Source organism: Niveispirillum sp. BGYR6 (assembly GCF_027568365.1).
Classification (GTDB): domain Bacteria; phylum Pseudomonadota; class Alphaproteobacteria; order Azospirillales; family Azospirillaceae; genus Niveispirillum.
In genome coordinates, this window is sequence record NZ_JANLNL010000002.1 from 591,636 (window position 1) to 608,959 (window position 17,324).

At 66.0% G+C, this 17,324-nt stretch carries 10 protein-coding genes; 5 read left to right on the plus strand and 5 right to left on the minus strand.

Translation table 11 applies throughout. The features are described from left to right. Window positions 1-108: 108 nt before the first annotated feature. On the minus strand, window positions 109-3,171 hold the full coding sequence (locus tag PCJ49_RS06705) for a ribonuclease E/G (protein ID WP_269910263.1): 3,063 nt from the start codon (window positions 3,169-3,171) through the stop codon (window positions 109-111). A gap of 710 nt (window positions 3,172-3,881) precedes the next feature. Here PCJ49_RS06705 and PCJ49_RS06710 point away from each other — a divergent pair. From PCJ49_RS06710 to PCJ49_RS06730, 5 genes are all read left to right on the plus strand, one after another. After that, complete coding sequence (locus PCJ49_RS06710; RefSeq protein WP_269910264.1) at window positions 3,882-5,213, plus strand: N-acetylmuramoyl-L-alanine amidase; 1,332 nt, start codon at window positions 3,882-3,884, stop codon at window positions 5,211-5,213. Window positions 5,214-5,338: 125 nt separating this feature from the next. Then, entirely contained in the window at window positions 5,339-7,885 is a 2,547-nt protein-coding gene (locus tag PCJ49_RS06715) for a penicillin-binding protein 1A (protein WP_269910265.1), read from the plus strand. A gap of 214 nt (window positions 7,886-8,099) precedes the next feature. Beyond that, window positions 8,100-9,479, plus strand: coding sequence for a hypothetical protein (locus PCJ49_RS06720; protein ID WP_269910266.1), 1,380 nt, complete (start codon window positions 8,100-8,102; stop codon window positions 9,477-9,479). 51 nt (window positions 9,480-9,530) lie between these two features. After that, on the plus strand, window positions 9,531-11,411 hold the full coding sequence (gene mutL, locus PCJ49_RS06725; protein WP_269910267.1) for a DNA mismatch repair endonuclease MutL: 1,881 nt from the start codon (window positions 9,531-9,533) through the stop codon (window positions 11,409-11,411). A 91-nt stretch (window positions 11,412-11,502) separates the two neighbouring features. Beyond that, on the plus strand, window positions 11,503-12,201 hold the full coding sequence (locus PCJ49_RS06730; protein WP_269910268.1) for an MOSC domain-containing protein: 699 nt from the start codon (window positions 11,503-11,505) through the stop codon (window positions 12,199-12,201). A gap of 138 nt (window positions 12,202-12,339) precedes the next feature. On the opposite strand, the gene cysS is transcribed toward PCJ49_RS06730, so the two are convergent. The 4 genes from cysS to PCJ49_RS06750 form a co-directional block, all read right to left on the minus strand. After that, window positions 12,340-13,716, minus strand: a complete 1,377-nt coding sequence (gene cysS, locus PCJ49_RS06735; protein ID WP_269910269.1) for a cysteine--tRNA ligase — start codon at window positions 13,714-13,716, stop codon at window positions 12,340-12,342. 99 nt (window positions 13,717-13,815) lie between these two features. Continuing rightward, on the minus strand, window positions 13,816-15,174 hold the full coding sequence (gene gltX, locus PCJ49_RS06740) for a glutamate--tRNA ligase (RefSeq protein ID WP_089287944.1): 1,359 nt from the start codon (window positions 15,172-15,174) through the stop codon (window positions 13,816-13,818). 62 nt (window positions 15,175-15,236) lie between these two features. After that, a complete protein-coding gene (locus PCJ49_RS06745) occupies window positions 15,237-16,427 on the minus strand; it encodes an adenylate/guanylate cyclase domain-containing protein (protein ID WP_269910507.1) in 1,191 nt (396 codons plus the stop codon). 90 nt (window positions 16,428-16,517) lie between these two features. Further along, window positions 16,518-17,252 carry a DUF6250 domain-containing protein gene (locus PCJ49_RS06750; protein ID WP_269910270.1) on the minus strand — a complete coding sequence of 245 codons (735 nt, stop codon included), beginning with the start codon at window positions 17,250-17,252 and terminating at the stop codon, window positions 16,518-16,520. Window positions 17,253-17,324: the final 72 nt, after the last annotated feature.

Consider the following 17,324-nt stretch of genomic DNA (forward strand, 5'->3'; position numbering starts at 1 on the left):
CTTTGGGGAAAGACGCTGCGGCCCCATGCCGCCGCCTGAAAATGCCGACAGAAAAAAGGGGAGGTGGCATGGCCCCTCCCCTTTTCCGTCTCAGCGTTGGGCTGCCGGTCAGGCCTTACGGCTCCACCAGCCACCACGCCGGGGCTTCTCCGTCGCCGGCTCGGCCGCCGACTCCGGGGCCGGCGTGGCAACCGGGGCCGGCTCCACCACCGGGGCGGGCGGCACCGGCTCGCTCACCTGTTCGGCTGCAGGAACCTCGGCCGCCACCGGCTCCGCCACCTTCTTGCGGCTGCGGGGCGGCGCCTTCTTCTTCGGTGCGGCCGCTTCCTCAGCCACCGGCTCCACCGCAACCGGTGCTTCCACCGGAACCTCGGTAACCACCGGCGCTTCGGTCACCGCATCCGCCACCTTTTTGCGGCTACGGGTCGCCCGCTTCTTCGGCGCTGCCGCTTCCTCGGCCACCGGTTCCACAGCGGCGGGAGCCTCCACCGGTGCTTCGACAACCACCGGGGCTTCCACCGCCGGTTCAGCCACCTTCTTGCGGCTGCGGGTCGCCCGCTTCTTCGGCGCTGCCGCTTCCTCGGCCACCGGTTCCACAGCGGCGGGAGCCTCCACCGGTGCTGCCACCGTCGGCGCGGCCTCGGCGACCGGTTCAACCGGGGCAGTCACCACCGGCTCAACCGTCGGCACCTCGGCCGTGACAGGGGCGGCGGCCTCCTCGGCCCCCTCCTCGTCAGACTCGCCATCGGCCGACAGCTCATCACCCCGGCGACCGCGACGGCGACCGCCACGCTTGCCACGACGGCGCTTCTTCTGAGCGGCCTCGTCCTCACCAGCGGCCGCTGCCTCGTCAGCCTCGTCCTCTGTCTCTTCACCGGCCGGCTCTACCGCCTCGGCTTCGACAATCGGGTCAGCAGCGGCAGCGGGGATTTCGGCCGTATCAGCTTCCTGATCCGCCTCGTCCTCACCTTCTGCGTCATCGGACTGGTCACCATTGGCATCGGTACCCGTGCCCTCACCGCGTTCACCCCGGCGACGACGGCGACGGCGACGGCGGCGACCATCACGGTCACGGTCCCCGTTACCCTCACCACGATGGCCATTCTGGACGGGGGCGGGGGCTTCAACCTCCTCTTCCTCCGGCTCCACCGGCACAACCTCTTCCACCTCGGCCTCTTCGGCCTCCATGGCGCGTTCGGTCTGGGCCATCACGCGTTCGGCACTGACCGGGGCCACGGCGATATCATCGCTGGCCAGACGGGCGCGCAGACGCTCCAGCCGGTGGTCGGTGCCGGTCAGATGGTCATCGGCCTGCAGATAGACGCGCAGACCATGGCGCCGCTCGATATCCGCCAAAGCTTCACGCTTATGGTTGAGGATATAGAGCGTGACAGCCGAAGCGCAGGTGACGGTAATCTCCGCCGAACGCTTGCGGATGCCCTCTTCCTCCACCGCGCGCAGAATGGCCAGGGCGGCACTTTCCAGGCTGCGGATCATGCCGGTGCCCTGGCAGTGCGGGCAGCGCTCGAAGTTGATTTCCTGCAGGCTGGGGCGCAGGCGCTGACGCGACAGTTCCAGCAGACCGAAGGCAGAAATCCGGCCCAGCTGGATGCGGGCGCGGTCGGCCTTCATGCAATCCTTCAACCGCTTTTCAACCGACGCATTGTTGCGCGGGTCTTCCATATCGATGAAGTCGATGACGATCAGGCCCGCCAGATCGCGCAGGCGCAGCTGGCGGGCCACCTCTTCAGCGGCCTCCAGATTGGTGCGCACCGCCGTCTCTTCGATATTGCGTTCCTTGGTGGAACGGCCCGAATTGACGTCGATGGCGACCAGCGCTTCGGTCTGGTTGATGACGATATAGCCGCCGGATTTCAGCTGGACGATGGGGTTGAACATCGTCTCAATCGCACCTTCCACCTGGAAACGGTGGAACAGCGGGATGCCTTCATCCTGATAAAGCTGGATCTTCTTGGCGTGGCTGGGCATCAGCATCCGCATGAAGTCCTTGGCCACCTGATACCCGGCCTCACCCTCGACATGCACTTCGTCAATGTCGCTGGAATAGAGGTCGCGGATGGTACGCTTGATCAGATTGGCTTCTTCATAGATCAGCGCCGGGGCGACCGACTGCAGGGTCGTCTCCCGGATGCTGTCCCACAGCCGCATCAGATATTCCAGATCGCGGCGGATTTCCGGCTTGGACCGTTCAATACCCGCCGTGCGCAGGATGACCGACATGCCCGAGGGAATGTCGAAATCCTCCAGCATCTCCTTCAGGCGCTTGCGGTCGGCCGGGTTGGTGATCTTGCGGGAAATGCCGCCACCACGCGGGGTGTTGGGCATCAGCACCGCGTAACGGCCGGGCAGCGACAGGAAGGTGGTCAGCGCGGCACCCTTGTTACCGCGTTCTTCCTTCGTCACCTGCACCAGCAGAATCTGGCGACGCTTGATAACTTCCTGGATCTTGTAGGATTTCATCGGCCGGCGGCGCGCCTGGCGCGGCTCTTCCGGCTCAACCTCTTCCTCTACCTGCTCCGGCGCTTCCACCGCGGCGGCAACCGGGCGGGGGCCGGGGCGCGGACGGCGGCGGCGATTGTCGCGGCCGCTGCTATGCACGAAGGGTGAACCGTCACCGGCTTCCCCGGCTGTCGGGTCGATGACCTCACCCGTCTCACCATCGGCGTCGCCGCTGATCCCCGGCTCCACCCCGTCGCTGTCAACGCCCGATGCATCGCCATTGCCCTCTTCCCCGACGATCAGGGCGGGGGCGCCACCGCCCACATCTTCGGGCGCCGGCAGCGGCGGTTCCTGCTCAATGGGGGTTTCGCCGTCGGTCTCCGTCTCCGCCCGTTCCATGGCGCGGGCTTCACGCTCCTCCGCCAGCTCCTGCTGTTCACGCAGCAGCGCCTCACGGTCGGCGACGGGAATGCGATAATAATCGGGATGGATTTCAGAGAAGGCGAGGAACCCATGCCGGTTCCCGCCATATTCAACGAAGGCCGCCTGAAGCGACGGCTCCACCCGGATCACCCGGGCCAGATAAATATTACCCTTTAACTGCTTCCTGGAGGCGATCTCGAAATCAAGCTCTTCCAGGCGGTTACCATTAACCACAACGACCCGGGTTTCCTCCGGATGCGTGGCGTCCACAAGCATACGCTTGGCCATATGTCGTCCCCGTGGCGAAGAAACCCCACCCACCCGTGCGACGGGACGGGGGAAGGGCCTTGCCACCATTTCGGTGCGAGGCATTCGGCGGCAGTCATTGCCAACCACGTCGAACAGCGCTGCCCAAAAATTAAGAAACGGGAAGCAGCCAGGACGCGAACAACACCATCACCGGGCAGCACACCGGCGAACCGGCACACCACCAACCTCAAGGTTTCCACAGCACCACGCGCCGCCGGGGTTGAACCCCTGGCAAGCGTCACAGACAACGGGCGCAAAGGCAGCAGAAATCTGCCGGCAGCGCGGTCCCGGAGCGCGACGCCGAAGCCCGGGAGGGCAAGGACGACGCATGGTTTGTCGCAAGAGACACCATAAACAGGAGTAGCCCCCTTCCACAATGATAGATTTGCATCTGGCGGATAGGGGATGTGCGTTTTCTGCTTCACAAGGGGCGGTTGGCCGGATGGGGATAAAGCGATTTCTCATCAACGCCGTTGAAGTGGCTGATTTTCCGTGCCTATAAAAGTGCTGGTATTTCATCACCGCCGGGGGACGGAACAGGCGTGACGCGCCGTCAGCATCCCGCAGGAACCGGGGCCGACCATGCCCGGCAGCAAGGCCGGTTCGCGTGGCCGGTTTTTTGCGCACTCCTGCTGGCCCTTCTCTGGCTGTTGCCCTGGCAAACGGCCCGCGCCGGGGAAGATGGCCGGATGGCCATGAACCAGGCCCAGGTGGCCGCCATCCGCCCACCCGCCTCCCCGGCCCTGTCGCAGATTCTCGACGCCCGGTTGGGCGTGCATCCGGACAAGACGCGCTTTGTGCTGGAACTGACCCAGCCGGTCCCCTTCCGGGTGCAGACCCAATCGTCGCCCCATAGTGTGGTGATCGATCTGGCTGACGTGGCCTGGGGCGGGGCCATGCTGCCCGGTCGGGGGCTGGTGCTGGCCGTGGCCTCGGACAATGTCGCCCCCGGCCGGGTCCGGCTGGTGCTGCCGACCACGGGGCCGGTGCGGGTGGCGCTGGCGGAGATCATTCCGCCACGCGATGGCCGCCCGCCGCGTTTCATTCTGGATCTGGTGCCTGCCAGCGGCCTACCGCACGCGGGCGCCCCGCAAACCATCGGCAGCCTGCCGCCCCTGTCTGCCCCCCTCCCACCCCTGTCCGGTCCCTTCCCCCCGCAGGAACCGATCGGCACACCGCCGGAGATGGCGGCCAGCGTCACCGGCCCCCAGCCCAGCACCAACGGCCCGCAATCGTCCGGCACGCCCAGCGCCGGCATGGTGGTGGCCGCTGCCAGCCTGGGCAGTGCGCCGCTGCCGCCACGCCCCAAGCCACTGGCCAAGGTGGAACTGCCACTGATCGTCATTGATCCCGGCCATGGTGGCCAGGATCCGGGTGCCATTGCCGGCAATGGCACCTATGAGAAAGACATCACCCTGGCCATGGCGCAGGAGCTGCGGCGGCAATTGCTGGCCAGCAAGCGCTACCGGGTGGTGTTGACGCGCGACAAGGATATTTTCATTCCCCTGCGCGACCGCGCCGCCGTGGCCCGCGACCAGGGGGCCAGCCTTTTTATCTCTCTGCACGCCGACAGCATCGACCGCAAGCAGGTGCGCGGCCTGTCCATCTATACGCTTTCCGAAAGGGCATCGGACCGGGAGGCCGAAACCCTGGCCCAGCGGGAAAACCGCGCCGATGCGCTGGGCGGGCTGGACCTGTCCTCCCAACCGGAACAGGTGGCCAATATCCTGATCAACCTGTCCCAGCGGGAAAAGATGAACCAGTCGCGCCGCTTCGCCGCCCTAGTGCTGACCAGCCTGGACAAGGCGATTGCCGTGCTGCCCTCGCCCCTGCGTTCCGCCGGGTTCGGGGTGCTGACCGCACCCGATGTCCCCTCGGTGCTGGTGGAGATGGGCTATCTTTCCCACACGCAGGATGCCAAGCTGCTGACCACCAGCACCCACCGCCGCCGCATGGCTGCCTCACTCGTGCGTGCCGTGGATGGCTACTTTTCGCCGGGCGCGGGCCGGAAACGGTCATGAGGGCGACATAATCTTCACGAGATTGCTAGAATAGCGGGATGAAGGCGGGCCGATGCCTCGGCGCCGCCGTTATGGTGTTTTCTGCTGAAGCGGGCGCTGGCGCCCGTGTGGGAACGGGTTGTAAAATGAACAGATGGGTCAAGGCCGGGCTGGTCGGTGGTGTGGCGCTGGCGGCGGTCGGTGTCGGGATCGGCGTTCTGGGCTATGTCCGCTACAGCAAGGATTTGCCCGACCATACGACATTGGCCAATTACACGCCCTCGGTCGCCACCCGCGTTCATGCCGGTGACGGGCGGCTGGTGGCGGAATTTGCCAGCGAGCGTCGTGTCTTCGTGCCCATCGCCTCGGTGCCCAAGCGGGTGATCCATGCCTTTGTCTCGGCAGAGGATCAGAATTTCTTCACCCATCACGGGGTGGATTGGGTGGCCGTGCTGCGCGCCCAGTTGCAGAACCTGAAAAATCTCGGCTCCGGCCGCCGCCCCATCGGCGCGTCCACCATCACCCAGCAGGTGACGCGCGTTTTCCTGCTGACGAACGAGGTCTCCTACGTCCGCAAGATCAAGGAAGCGATCCTGGCCAGCCGCATCGAAGATGCGATGACCAAGGATCAGATCCTTGAGCTGTATATGAACGAGATTTTCCTGGGCAACCGCGCCTATGGCGTCGGCGCCGCGGCACTCAACTATTTCAACAAGTCCCTGGATGAGCTGACGATTGCCGAGGCGGCCTTCCTCGCCTCCCTGCCCAAGGCGCCGGATCGCTATTACCGCGAACGTCACCGCGATGCCGCCATTGCCCGGCGCAATTATGTGCTGGGCCGCATGGAAGAGGATGGCTACATCACCGCCGCAGAGGCCGAGGCCGCCCGGCAGGAGCCGCTGAATTTCGCCGACCGCGCCGGCGACAATCAGGTCCGCGCCGATTACTTCATCGAAGAGGTGCGGCGCGAGCTGGCCAAGCTCTATGGGGAGCAGACGCTTTATGCCGGCGGCCTGTCGGTGCGCACCACGCTGGACCCGACCCTGCAGGCCGCCGCCTCCACCGCGCTGCGCGACGGGCTGATGGCCTATGACCGGCGCGATGGCTGGCGCGGCCCCGTTGCCCGGCTGCAGGGGCTGGATAGCTGGCAGGAAAAGCTGGAAGAGGTCCGCATCCCGCCCGGCGGGGAGGATTGGGATCTGGCCGTGGTGCTGAAGACGGCCGATGATGCCGTCACCGTCGGGCTAATCGATGGCCGCCAGGGCCGCATCCCGCTGTCCGAACTGAAATGGGCGCGCAAGTCCGACAAGGGCCGCATCGTCGGCCCCAGCATCGCCAAGGCGTCCGACGCGCTGTCACCCGGTGAGGTGGTGTTTGTGGAGTCGCTGGCCGGGGCCAAGGGAGACAAGGCCGACCAGTTCGCCCTGCGCCAGATCCCGGAGGTGCAGGGCGCCATCATGGCGATGGACCCGCATACCGGCCGCGTGCTGGCCATGTCCGGCGGGTTCAGCGCCCGGATGAGCGTGTTCAACCGGGCCACCCAGGCCATGCGCCAGCCCGGCTCCTCCTTCAAGCCGTTCGTCTATCTGACGGCGCTGGACCATGGCTTCACCCCGTCCACCCTGGTGCTGGACGCGCCCTTCGCCCTGGACCAGGGCGGCGGCCTGGGTAAATGGAAGCCGGCCAACTATTCCGACAAATTCTATGGCCCGACCCCGCTGCGCGTCGGCATTGAGAAGTCGCGCAATGTCATGACGGTGCGGCTGGCGCAATATATCGGCATGGACCCGGTGGTGGAAACGGCCCGCCGATTCGGCATCTATGACAATCTGCCGGCCCAGCTTTCCATGTCGCTGGGGGCCGGTGAAACCACGGTCATGCGCATGACCACGGCCTATGCCATGCTGGTCAATGGCGGCCGCAAGATTGAGCCCAGCTTCATCGACCGGGTGCAGGACCGCACCGGCAAAACCGTCTTCCGCCATGATAACCGGCCCTGTGTCGGCTGCCAGATGCCGTTGGCAACAACCGCGGTGGCAGCCGATACCGGCACTGCTGGCACGGTCCCCGTACCGCAGACGGCCGCCCCCACCCCGCCGGCCGATGCAGTGCCCGTCAACCCCGATCAGGTGCCGCAGGTGCCCGATGACCGGGAACAGGTGGACGATCCGCGCACCATCTATCAGGTGGTCTCCATGCTGGAAGGCGTGGTGCAGCGCGGGACAGCCACCAAGCTACGGGAGATCGGCAAGCCGCTGGCCGGCAAGACCGGCACCACCAATGACAGCCTGGATGCCTGGTTCGTCGGCTTCTCCCCCGATCTGGCCGTCGGCGTTTTCGTTGGTTATGACCAGCCGCGCTCCCTGGGCGATCATGAGACGGGCGGCAGCGTGGCCGTACCGATCTTCAAGGATTTCATGACGGTGGCCCTGAAGGATCAGCCGGCCATCCCCTTCCGTGTGCCGCCGGGTCTGCAGCTGGTGCGGGTCGATCCGGAAAGCGGCAAGCCGGTGCCGCCGGGCACGCGCAATGCCATCTGGGAAGGTTTCATCCCCGGTACGGAGCCCAATGACGGTCAGGGCGTGCTGGATGGCGGCGACAATGGCGCCGGCTTCGTCTCCTCCGCCGGGCAGCCGGTGCCGGGCAGCCAGCCGGCGCCCACCATCGGCACCGGCACCGGCGGGGTATACTGATGCCAACCCGCCTGAAGGGTCACCTTCAGGCGGGCTGGAGGCCGGCGACCGCCGGCCCGCCGCCCATGCGGCGTAAGCCAAGCCCGCGGATGCGGGCGCCCGGCGCCTGAGGGAGATTGGTATGATCCCCTATCCATGGGGGTAGCGGCGGGCTGTCGGCAGCCCGCCGCCTCTGCTGTTACGCTTGCCAGCGTCACCAGCGATAAGGCCATGGATGAACGCCGGCACCCCTTCCCCTTCCTTCACCCGCCTCCATGCCCTGCGCCAAGCCCTGGATGTTGAGGCGCAGCGGCGCTGCCTGCGGGAAATGACCGGCACCGATCTGGTGCATCTCACCCGCTCGCTGGAGTTCCAGGCCATCCTGGAAGGCGCGCCGCCGGAGTTGCTGGAGATGCTGCGCCCCTGGCTGCGGCAGGCCCGGCCGCCCCGCGTCGGCTCGGTGGAGCGGCTGTGCTGGCGGCCGCTGGAACGGTTCCTGGTGGACGCACCCGAGGCGGGTTCCGCCTGCTGGCTGGTGCCCCGCCGGCTGCTGACCCCGCTCTGGCTGGCGCTGGAGGCCGCCCACCCGGAGCCGGTGGAACAGTTGAAACGACAGCACGCACTGGCCTGTTTCGATGGCGATCAGATCAGCCTGGATCAGGTCTCCACCGGTGTGGTGGATCTGGCCGCCTATTTCTTCAACAACACGCCCGATTTGCCAGAACGGCTGGGCCTGAATGCAGCGGAAACGGAGATGCTGGGTTTCATCGCCCGGGTGATGAAATGGCATCGGCTGGTCATGCCCAATGTGCGCTATTTCCAGCAGGCGCCCCTGGTGCGGCGCCTGCCGGGGGTGGAAGCGTTGCGCCTGTGCAGCAACTGGTACACGCTGCTGGAACTGCTGGAAGATCAGTTCGATCTCTATCTGCTGTACCTGTTCAATATCAGCGCCGATCCCATCCATGTGATCGATGCCTTCCCCTTCTATTTCGAACGGCTGGAAGATGCCGATTGTCTGGCCATGCGCTGGCTGCGCCATCGGCTGGATCAGCAGTTGCAGGACATCAGCGCCGCCCTGGCCATTCCCCCCCGGCTGCAGGCCGTGGGGGCGCTGCAGGCCATGTCGGACAAGCTGATGAACATGGAACGGTTCATCGAACGGCTGCACCGGCTGCCCCTACTGGCCCCCGACCAGCCGGAGGGAACGCGCATCGCCGCCCTGCCGCCGCAGCGGCTGTCGCCGGATTATGTCAACCGGCTCTGTCTCGCCTATCTGGAGGATTTGACCGACCTGCTGCATGGTCAGGGGCCGCAGCGCGACCGGGCGCGGGAGGTGCTGCCGGTGCTGTCCGTCACCCTGCCGCCCCTGCTGGCGCGGCTGCGGATGAATGACCCCAGCGGCCGTATTGCCGGTCTGGTGGCGGAGATGGGTGGCAAGGCGCTGTATGAGATTGACCGCTATCTGCGCAGCCACGAGGTATCGCCCCGCTCCCGCCAGGGGCTGCAGGCCAGCCTCGCCCCGGTTCTGACCATGTGCGAAGCCCTGGGCATGGTGGATACGGCCGCCGTGCTGCGGGGCAGGCTGGGCGTCCCCGCCCCCACCCAGAACGGATAGATATTGTAGCCGGCTTGGCGACAAACCCCCATCGGTGCTATGACCTGGGTCATGCCGATGATCCGCCGCCTGCCCGATACGCTTGTCAACCAGATCGCCGCCGGCGAGGTGGTGGAGCGCCCTGCCGCCGCCGTGAAGGAGCTGGTGGAGAACGCGCTGGATGCCGGCGCGCGGCGCATCGACGTCACCCTGCGCGATGGCGGCAAGGCGCTGCTGTCGGTGGTGGATGATGGTATCGGCATGGTGCCGGAGCAGCTGGAACTGGCGGTGGAACGCCATGCCACCTCCAAACTGCCCGATGGCGACCTGACCGATATCCGCACGCTGGGTTTTCGCGGCGAAGCCCTGCCCTCCATCGGGGCCGTCAGCCGCCTGTCCATCACCAGCCGCACCGCCGATGCCGACCATGCCAGCATCATTCAGGTGGAAGGCGGGGCCAAGGGGCCGGTCGGCCCGGCACCGGGCGGCGCAGGCACGCGGGTGGAGGTGCGCGACCTGTTTTTCGCCACGCCGGCCCGGTTGAAATTCCTGAAGGGCAGCCGCACCGAAAGCCAGCACGCCATTGATATCGTGGAACGGCTGGCCATGGCGCACCCCCATGTCGCCTTCACCGTGAATGATGAGGGGCGCACGCCGGTGCGGCTGGCCGCCAGCACGGGGGAGGCCGAACAGGCCAGGCTGCTGCGGCTGGGGGCCGTGCTGGGGCGGGAATTCCAGGAAAATGCCATTCCGGTCAATGCCGAACGCGCGGGCGTGCGGCTGACCGGCCATATCGGCCTGCCCACCTACAACAAGCCGACGGCGGCCGGGCAATATCTGTTCGTCAATGGCCGGCCGGTGAAGGATCGGCTGGTGGTAGGGGCCGTGCGTGGCGCCTATGCCGATTTCCTGGCCCGCGACCGTCACCCCGTGCTGGCCCTGTTCCTGGAATTGGACCCGCATGAGGTGGATGTGAATGTGCACCCCGCCAAGACGGAGGTGCGGTTCCGTGATCAGGCGCTTGTACGCGGCCTGATCGTGGGTGCCTTGAAACATGCGCTGGCCGCTGCCGGCCACCGGGCCAGCACCACGGTAGCCGCCGACACGCTGGCCAGCCTGACCCCGCGTGTCGCCCCACAGACCAGCCTGTTATGGGAACCACCGGCCCGGCCTGCCGCTGCGGCCGGCCCCGCCTTCCCCAACCCATATCAGCACCACGCCCCGCCGCCGGTGGCCCGCGAGTTGGCGGAGGCCAGCTGGCGCTTTCAGGCCCCCCTGCCCCAACCGGCAGCGGAACCGCCGGATGCCAATTTCGCCCCCGCCGCCCGCAATGAAGCCGTCCCGGACAGTGCGCCGCCGCCGGCCAGCCAGTTTCCCCTGGGTGCTGCACGGGCGCAGTTGCACGCCACCTATATCGTGGCGCAGACGGAAAACGGCATCATCATCGTCGACCAGCACGCCGCCCATGAACGGCTGGTCTATGAGCGGATGAAGCAGGACATGCTGGGCGCCGGGGTGAAGCGCCAGATGCTGCTGATCCCGGAGGTGGTGGAGCTGGACCCGGCCGATGCCGACCGGGTGGGCGAACGCGCGGCCGAACTGGCGGAGATGGGCTTGATCCTGGAAACCTTCGGGTCGGGTGCCGTGGTGGTGCGCGAAGTGCCGGCCATGCTGGGCGCGCGGGCCGATGTGCGCGGCCTGATCAAGGATATTGCCGACGAGCTGGCAGAGCTGGGCGACGCCCACGCCCTGAAGGAAAAGCTGGAGGCCATCTGTTCGCGCATGGCCTGCCATGGCAGCGTGCGGGCCGGCCGGGCGATGAATGTCGATGAAATGAACGCCCTGCTGCGCCAGATGGAAGCGACACCCCATAGTGGCCAGTGCAACCATGGCCGCCCCACCTATGTGGAGCTGAAGCTGGGCGATATCGAAAGGTTATTTGGCCGCCGGTGAAAATGTCATCGGGACATGTGCGTTCATACAGGAAGGGGGCAGAGGGATTATGCTGCCGGCCACGCCCCCGCCTGCATTGGAGAACCAACCCATGAGCCATGGCATCGCCCTGATCGACACGCTGCTGATCGGCACCCCGGAACCGCTGGGGCCCAAGGGGGTACCCAGCAGCATCCAGACCCGCCGCGCCGTGCCCGGCCCGGTGCAGGCCGATGAAAACGGCCTGTTCGGCGACCGGGTGGGCGATGACAAGGTGCATGGCGGGGCGGAGAAGGCCATCCATCTCTACCCGTTCGACCATTACGCCCGCTGGGCCGCCGAACAGCCTTTGATGGTGCCGCATCTGGCCGCCCCCGGTGCCTTTGGCGAGAATTTCAGCGTCGCCGGGGTGACAGAGGCGGATGTCTGTCTAGGGGATGTGGTGGAGGTGGGCGGTGCCCAGCTTCAGGTCTCCCAGGCCCGTCAGCCCTGCTGGAAACTGGGGGTGCGCTTCGGCCTGCCGGCCTTGCCCCGGCTGGTGCAGAAGACCGGGCGCACCGGCTGGTATTACCGGGTGCTGAAACCGGGGGCGATTTCCCAGGGCGACCCGATCCGCCTGCTGGACCGGCCGCATCCGGCCTGGGACATCGCCCGCACCCTGCGCACCCTTTATGTCGATACGCTGAACCGGGAGGCGTTGGAGGAACTGGCGGAGCTGACCGGCGCCAGCCCCGGCCTGCGCCGGCTGGCCGCCAATCGGCTGGCCAATGCGATGGTGGAAGATTGGGGCCGGCGGCTGGATGGGGTTTGAGGGGGGGCGTTCACACCAGCAAACGCTTCCGGGGCCAACGCAAGCGATTCTTTGCCCCGTTTTCACCTGCACCAACCGTCACCCCGGCGAAGGCCGGGGTGACGGTTGAGAAGGCAGCAATGGCGCCGCCCCCTTCCCTCACCCCCGCTTCCAGCTCGTCCCCTGCGGGCCGTCTTCCAGGATGATGCCCTGATCGGCCAAGTCCTTGCGGATGCGATCCGCCTCCGCGAAGTTCTTGGCCTTGCGGGCGGCCAGACGGTCGGCAATGGCCTGTTCAATCGCCGCCTCGTCCAGCACCGCCGCGCCCGCGGGCTGCCATTTGAACCAGCTTTCCGCCGGCTGGCCCAGAAAGCCCAGCAACTGCGCACCTGCCTTAAGGCTTGCCGCTGCCGCCTGCTTGGTCGCCGGATCGCTTTCCCGGTGATAGGCATTGGCCAGTTCGTGCAAAGCACTGATGGCCAGCGGCGTGTTCAGATCGTCGGTCAAGGCTGCCAGCAGGTCGGCCGGAACGGCCGCCGCCGGCAGGTCGTCACCCGCCGCCCGCAGCACGCCATACCAGCGGTCCAGCGTCGCCCGCGCCTGGGCCACCTTCTCCTTGGTGAAGTCCAGCGGCTGGCGGTAATGCGCCGACAGAATGGCCAGCCGCAGCGCCTCCCCCGGAAACTCGTCCAGCAATTCGCGCACGGTGTAGAAGTTGCCCAAGGACTTGGACATCTTGTCGCCGGCGATGGTCAGGAAGCCTGAATGCATCCAGACATTGGCCATGACCTGGGTGCCATGGGCGCAACGGCTCTGCGCAATTTCATTTTCATGGTGGGGGAAGATCAGGTCCAGCCCGCCGCCATGAATATCGAACACCTGCCCCAGATGCGCCGCCGTCATGGCGGAGCATTCAATATGCCAGCCGGGCCGCCCCTTGCCCCACGGGCTGTCCCAGCCCGGTTCGCCTGCCTTGGCCGGCTTCCACAGCACGAAATCGGCAGGTGACTTCTTATAGGGGGCCACCTCCACCCGCGCGCCGGCGATCAGATCTTCCTGGCTGCGGCGGGAAAGCTGGCCGTAATCGGCCATGGAAGGCACATGGAACAGCACATGGCCTTCCGCCGCATAGGCGAAACCCTTCTCCACCAGCCGTTCGATCATCGCCACCATATCACCGATATGGCGGGTGGCGCGCGGTTCGATATCCGGGCGCAGCAGGCCGAGATCATCCATATCGGCATGGAACTGCGCCGTGGTGCGGGCCGTCACGCTGTCAATGGGTTCGCCGGACTGGTTCGACCGGTCGATGATTTTGTCATCCACATCGGTGATGTTCCGGGCGTAGGTCACCTGCGGATAAAGATGCTTCAGCAGCCTTGCCAGCAGGTCAAAGGCGCTGAAGGTACGGGCATTGCCGATATGGGCATAGTCATAGACCGTGGGGCCGCAGACATACAGCTTCACATGATTCGCATCGATGGGATGGAATTCTTCCTTGGCACGCAGAAGCGTGTTGTAGAGCGACAGGGCCATGGGTCTGCTTTCGGAAACTTGGTCTTGAATATCAGGCGAGAGGAGGCGGGGCGACAACGCCCTGTCGACATCGGGAGCCTGCTTTAAACTGAACAACCATCACGCCACCCGCCCGGCCAGCCGCGCCAGGGCGCGGTCACGGCCGATCAACGGCAGCAGGGTCTTCAGTTCCGGCCCATGGTCGCGCGCCGTCAACGCGCGGCGCAGCGGCAGGAACAGGGCCTTGCCCTTGGCCCCTGTGGCCGCCCCCACCGCCTTGGTCCAGGCGCCCCAGGTGGTTTCATCCCAAACCCCATCGGGCAGCAGCCCGGCGGCGGTTTCCAGGAAAGCGGCATCCTCCACCAGCGGGGTGACCGGCGCATGGGTCACCGCCCACCAGTCTTTCGCATCAGCCAGCTTGGACAGGTTCGGGCGCACGGCCAGCCAGAAGGCCTCATCCACCCCGTCCAGCCCCAAGCCCGCCAGCCGTTCGGCCACGGCGGCAAACGGGGCCTGATGCAGCACCTGGGCATTCAGGCGCATCAACTCATCCGGATCGAATTTCGGCGTGCCGCGCCCGAACTTGGCGAAGTCGAACCCGTCCGCCAGTTCGGCCAGCGATCCGGCCGCCGCAATCGCATCCGCCGTACCCAGCCGCGCGAGATATGACGTCAGCGCCAGCGCCTCCACCCCCTCTTCCAGCCGCATGGAGCGGACGGAGAGGGAGCCCAGGCGCTTGGACAGGCCTTCGCCCTCAGCCCCGGCGATCAGCGGCAGATGGGCGAAGGTCGGCACCTGCCCCTGCCCTTCCAGGCCGATAATGGCCTGGAACAATTGCACCTGCACCGCGGTGTTGGTCACATGGTCTTCACCGCGCACAATATGGCTGATGGCGAAATCCACGTCGTCAACCACAGAGGTGAGCGTATAAAGCGGGCGACCATCCTCGCGGATCAGCACCGGGTCGGACAGGTCGACCCCTTTGAAATGCTTGTGTCCCTGCACCAGATCGTCCCAGACGATATCCTCATGCAGCAGCTTGAAGCGCCAATGCGGGCGGCGGCCCTCTGCCTCCAGCCGGGCGCGATCCTCCTCGCTCAGCCGCAGGGCAGCGCGGTCATAGATGGGCGGCAGGTGGCGGGCTAGCAGCGATTTGCGCTTCAGGCCCAACTCCTCCGGCGTTTCATAGCAGGGGTAGAGCCGGCCGGCGGCCTTCAGCTTTTCCGCCACCTCGCCATAGCGGGGATAGCGGTCGCTTTCACGGGCATAACGGTCCCAGGTCAGGCCCAGCCAAGTCAGATCCTGCGCGATGGCATCGGCATATTCCTGGGTGGAGCGCTCTTCGTCCGTATCATCCAGGCGGAACATGAAGCTGCCGCCTTGCCGCGCCGCGAACAGCCAGTTCACGATAGCGGTGCGGACATTGCCGATATGCAGGAAGCCGGTGGGGCTGGGCGCGAAACGGACGGCGATCTTCATGGGGGTACTGCTTTGGCAGGCGGGAAATCGGGCCGCAGCGATAGCACGGGCAGCGATTTCCCTCAATGTGGTGTGAAAATTTCCTCTGGCTGGTCGATGCCGCGCAGGGCATGGACACCCAGGGAGCGCATGGGCCGGCCCGAACAGCCGGCAAAGGCGGTGGACACCACCAGCGGGCAATCCAGCGCCTTGGCGGCATCCAGCAGCCGACTGGTCATATTCACCGCCGGGCCGACCACGGTGAAATCCAGCCGGCGCCGGCCGCCAATATTGCCGAAGGCCACATGGCCCAGATGCAGCGACAGGCCATATTCCAGCGCAATCTGGCCAGCCGGCGGTGCCTCGTTCCAGCGGGCGACGGCGGCTTCCAGCGTGGCGGCTGCGGCCAGCGCATGGCCGCAGGCCTCCCGCGGGTTCAGCATGTCGGCGGGGAAGATGGCCAGCATCCCATCACCGATGAATTTCAGCACCTCCCCGCCATGCGCCTCCACCGCATCCACCGCCAGTTCGAACCAATGGTTCAGGCGGGCCACCACCTCATGGCTGAGATGTTCGGCCGTGTAGCGGGTGAAGTTGCGCAGGTCGCAGAACAGCACGGCGGCGAAGATGCTCTCCGCATCGCCGCGCTGGATTTGCCCGGCATAGACCCGCTCCCCCGCACCCTGGCCCAGATATGTGGTCAGCAGGTCGCAGGCGATGGAACGCACGACGCGGGCTTCCAGCACCGGGGAGACGGCGGCAACGATATGTTCCAGATCGCGGATATCATCGTCGCTGAAGGACGGCACGCGCTTGGCGGCAAAGGACATGGCCGCCGTGCGGTGCCGATCCTGCACCTGCATGGGGATGATGTAATAATCGGTGAAGCCATCGGCCTGCAGACGGCGCAGCAACGACATTTCCGTCTGTTCCGTCGCCAGCCGCACGCGATAGGGCTGATTGGTCTGGTCCACCTGATAGACCGGGCTGCTGAGATATTCCGACAGATCGGTATCGACGCGGTGGACCCGGTGGGCCTGGGTGGCCTGACCGCAGAGCCAGACCCGCCCCTCCCCCACAACCTCGGGATGCAGCAGCTCCAGGTTCAAGGAGACGCGGCCGATCGGCAGGCCAGCGGCCGCCACCCGGTCAATCAGCTCCGCGAACAGCGCATCCATATCGGTCAAGCGGTTGCCTTCCAGCAACAGCCAGTCGACGATGGGTCGGATGCGGGCGGACAGGGCGGGAACCAAGGCGGGGAACTCCGGCAACATTGTCACCCAGTTTGGTTATCCGACCCCATCAGGACAAGCCCTGTTCACGCCGGGTGGCTATCCGCATTAACGATTTGCCATCCACCGGGTTTACCCTGCAACAGCCTTGTAAACCCGGAACCGGCGGATGCGCAGATGGCTCTGCGTGGTGCGGATGGCGAAATGGCCGCGCGTATAGGGTTCGGGGTCGTTGTAATCAAACAACATTTTTTCATCGCGGAAGTAGCGCACGGTGGGCCCGGCGGCCAGCAGGGTGATTTTCTGCCAGCGATTGGGCACCAGCATGTCGGCCGGATCCTGCCGGTCATTTTCCGGCAGCAGCGGCCGGTCATCCTGGCGACCGATATAGCGGCGGAATCGGGTGGTCTTGTTCCAGTTGCCGCCCTGGCCGACATAATAGGTTTTCAGCGTGTCATAATCCTCAAACTTGCCGCTGCGGGTCCGCGCCAGCACATCGCCGCCGGGGGCCGCCGGGTCGGTCGCCATCCAGAAGGCATTCAGGTCGCTGACCCGGTCATTGGGGCCCCCTTCGGAAACCGCCTGCGCCTCATACTCAATCAGCACCGGCCCGGAAAGCGGGTGCCGGAACCAGACCGAGGTGCCGGCGGGCACATCAATCTCCATCACCCCAGCCTGGGCCGCCACCCGGCCCGGCCGGTGCATCTCCACCTGCCATTGGTCAAGCCCCTGGGTGAAATCATCGCTGTACAGCAACGGGCCGGGCCGATAGGCCGGGGAAGGCGCGGCGGCATCAACAGGTGCAGCGGCGATGATACCGGTGGACAAGGCAAGGTACAGGAAGGCGCGGCGGGCGATTGCTGGCATGGGTCAGGGAAGACTCGGCTGTTTCAGGGCGCTTGAAAGATTGATCAACACTTCATAAACGGTGCCGGACTG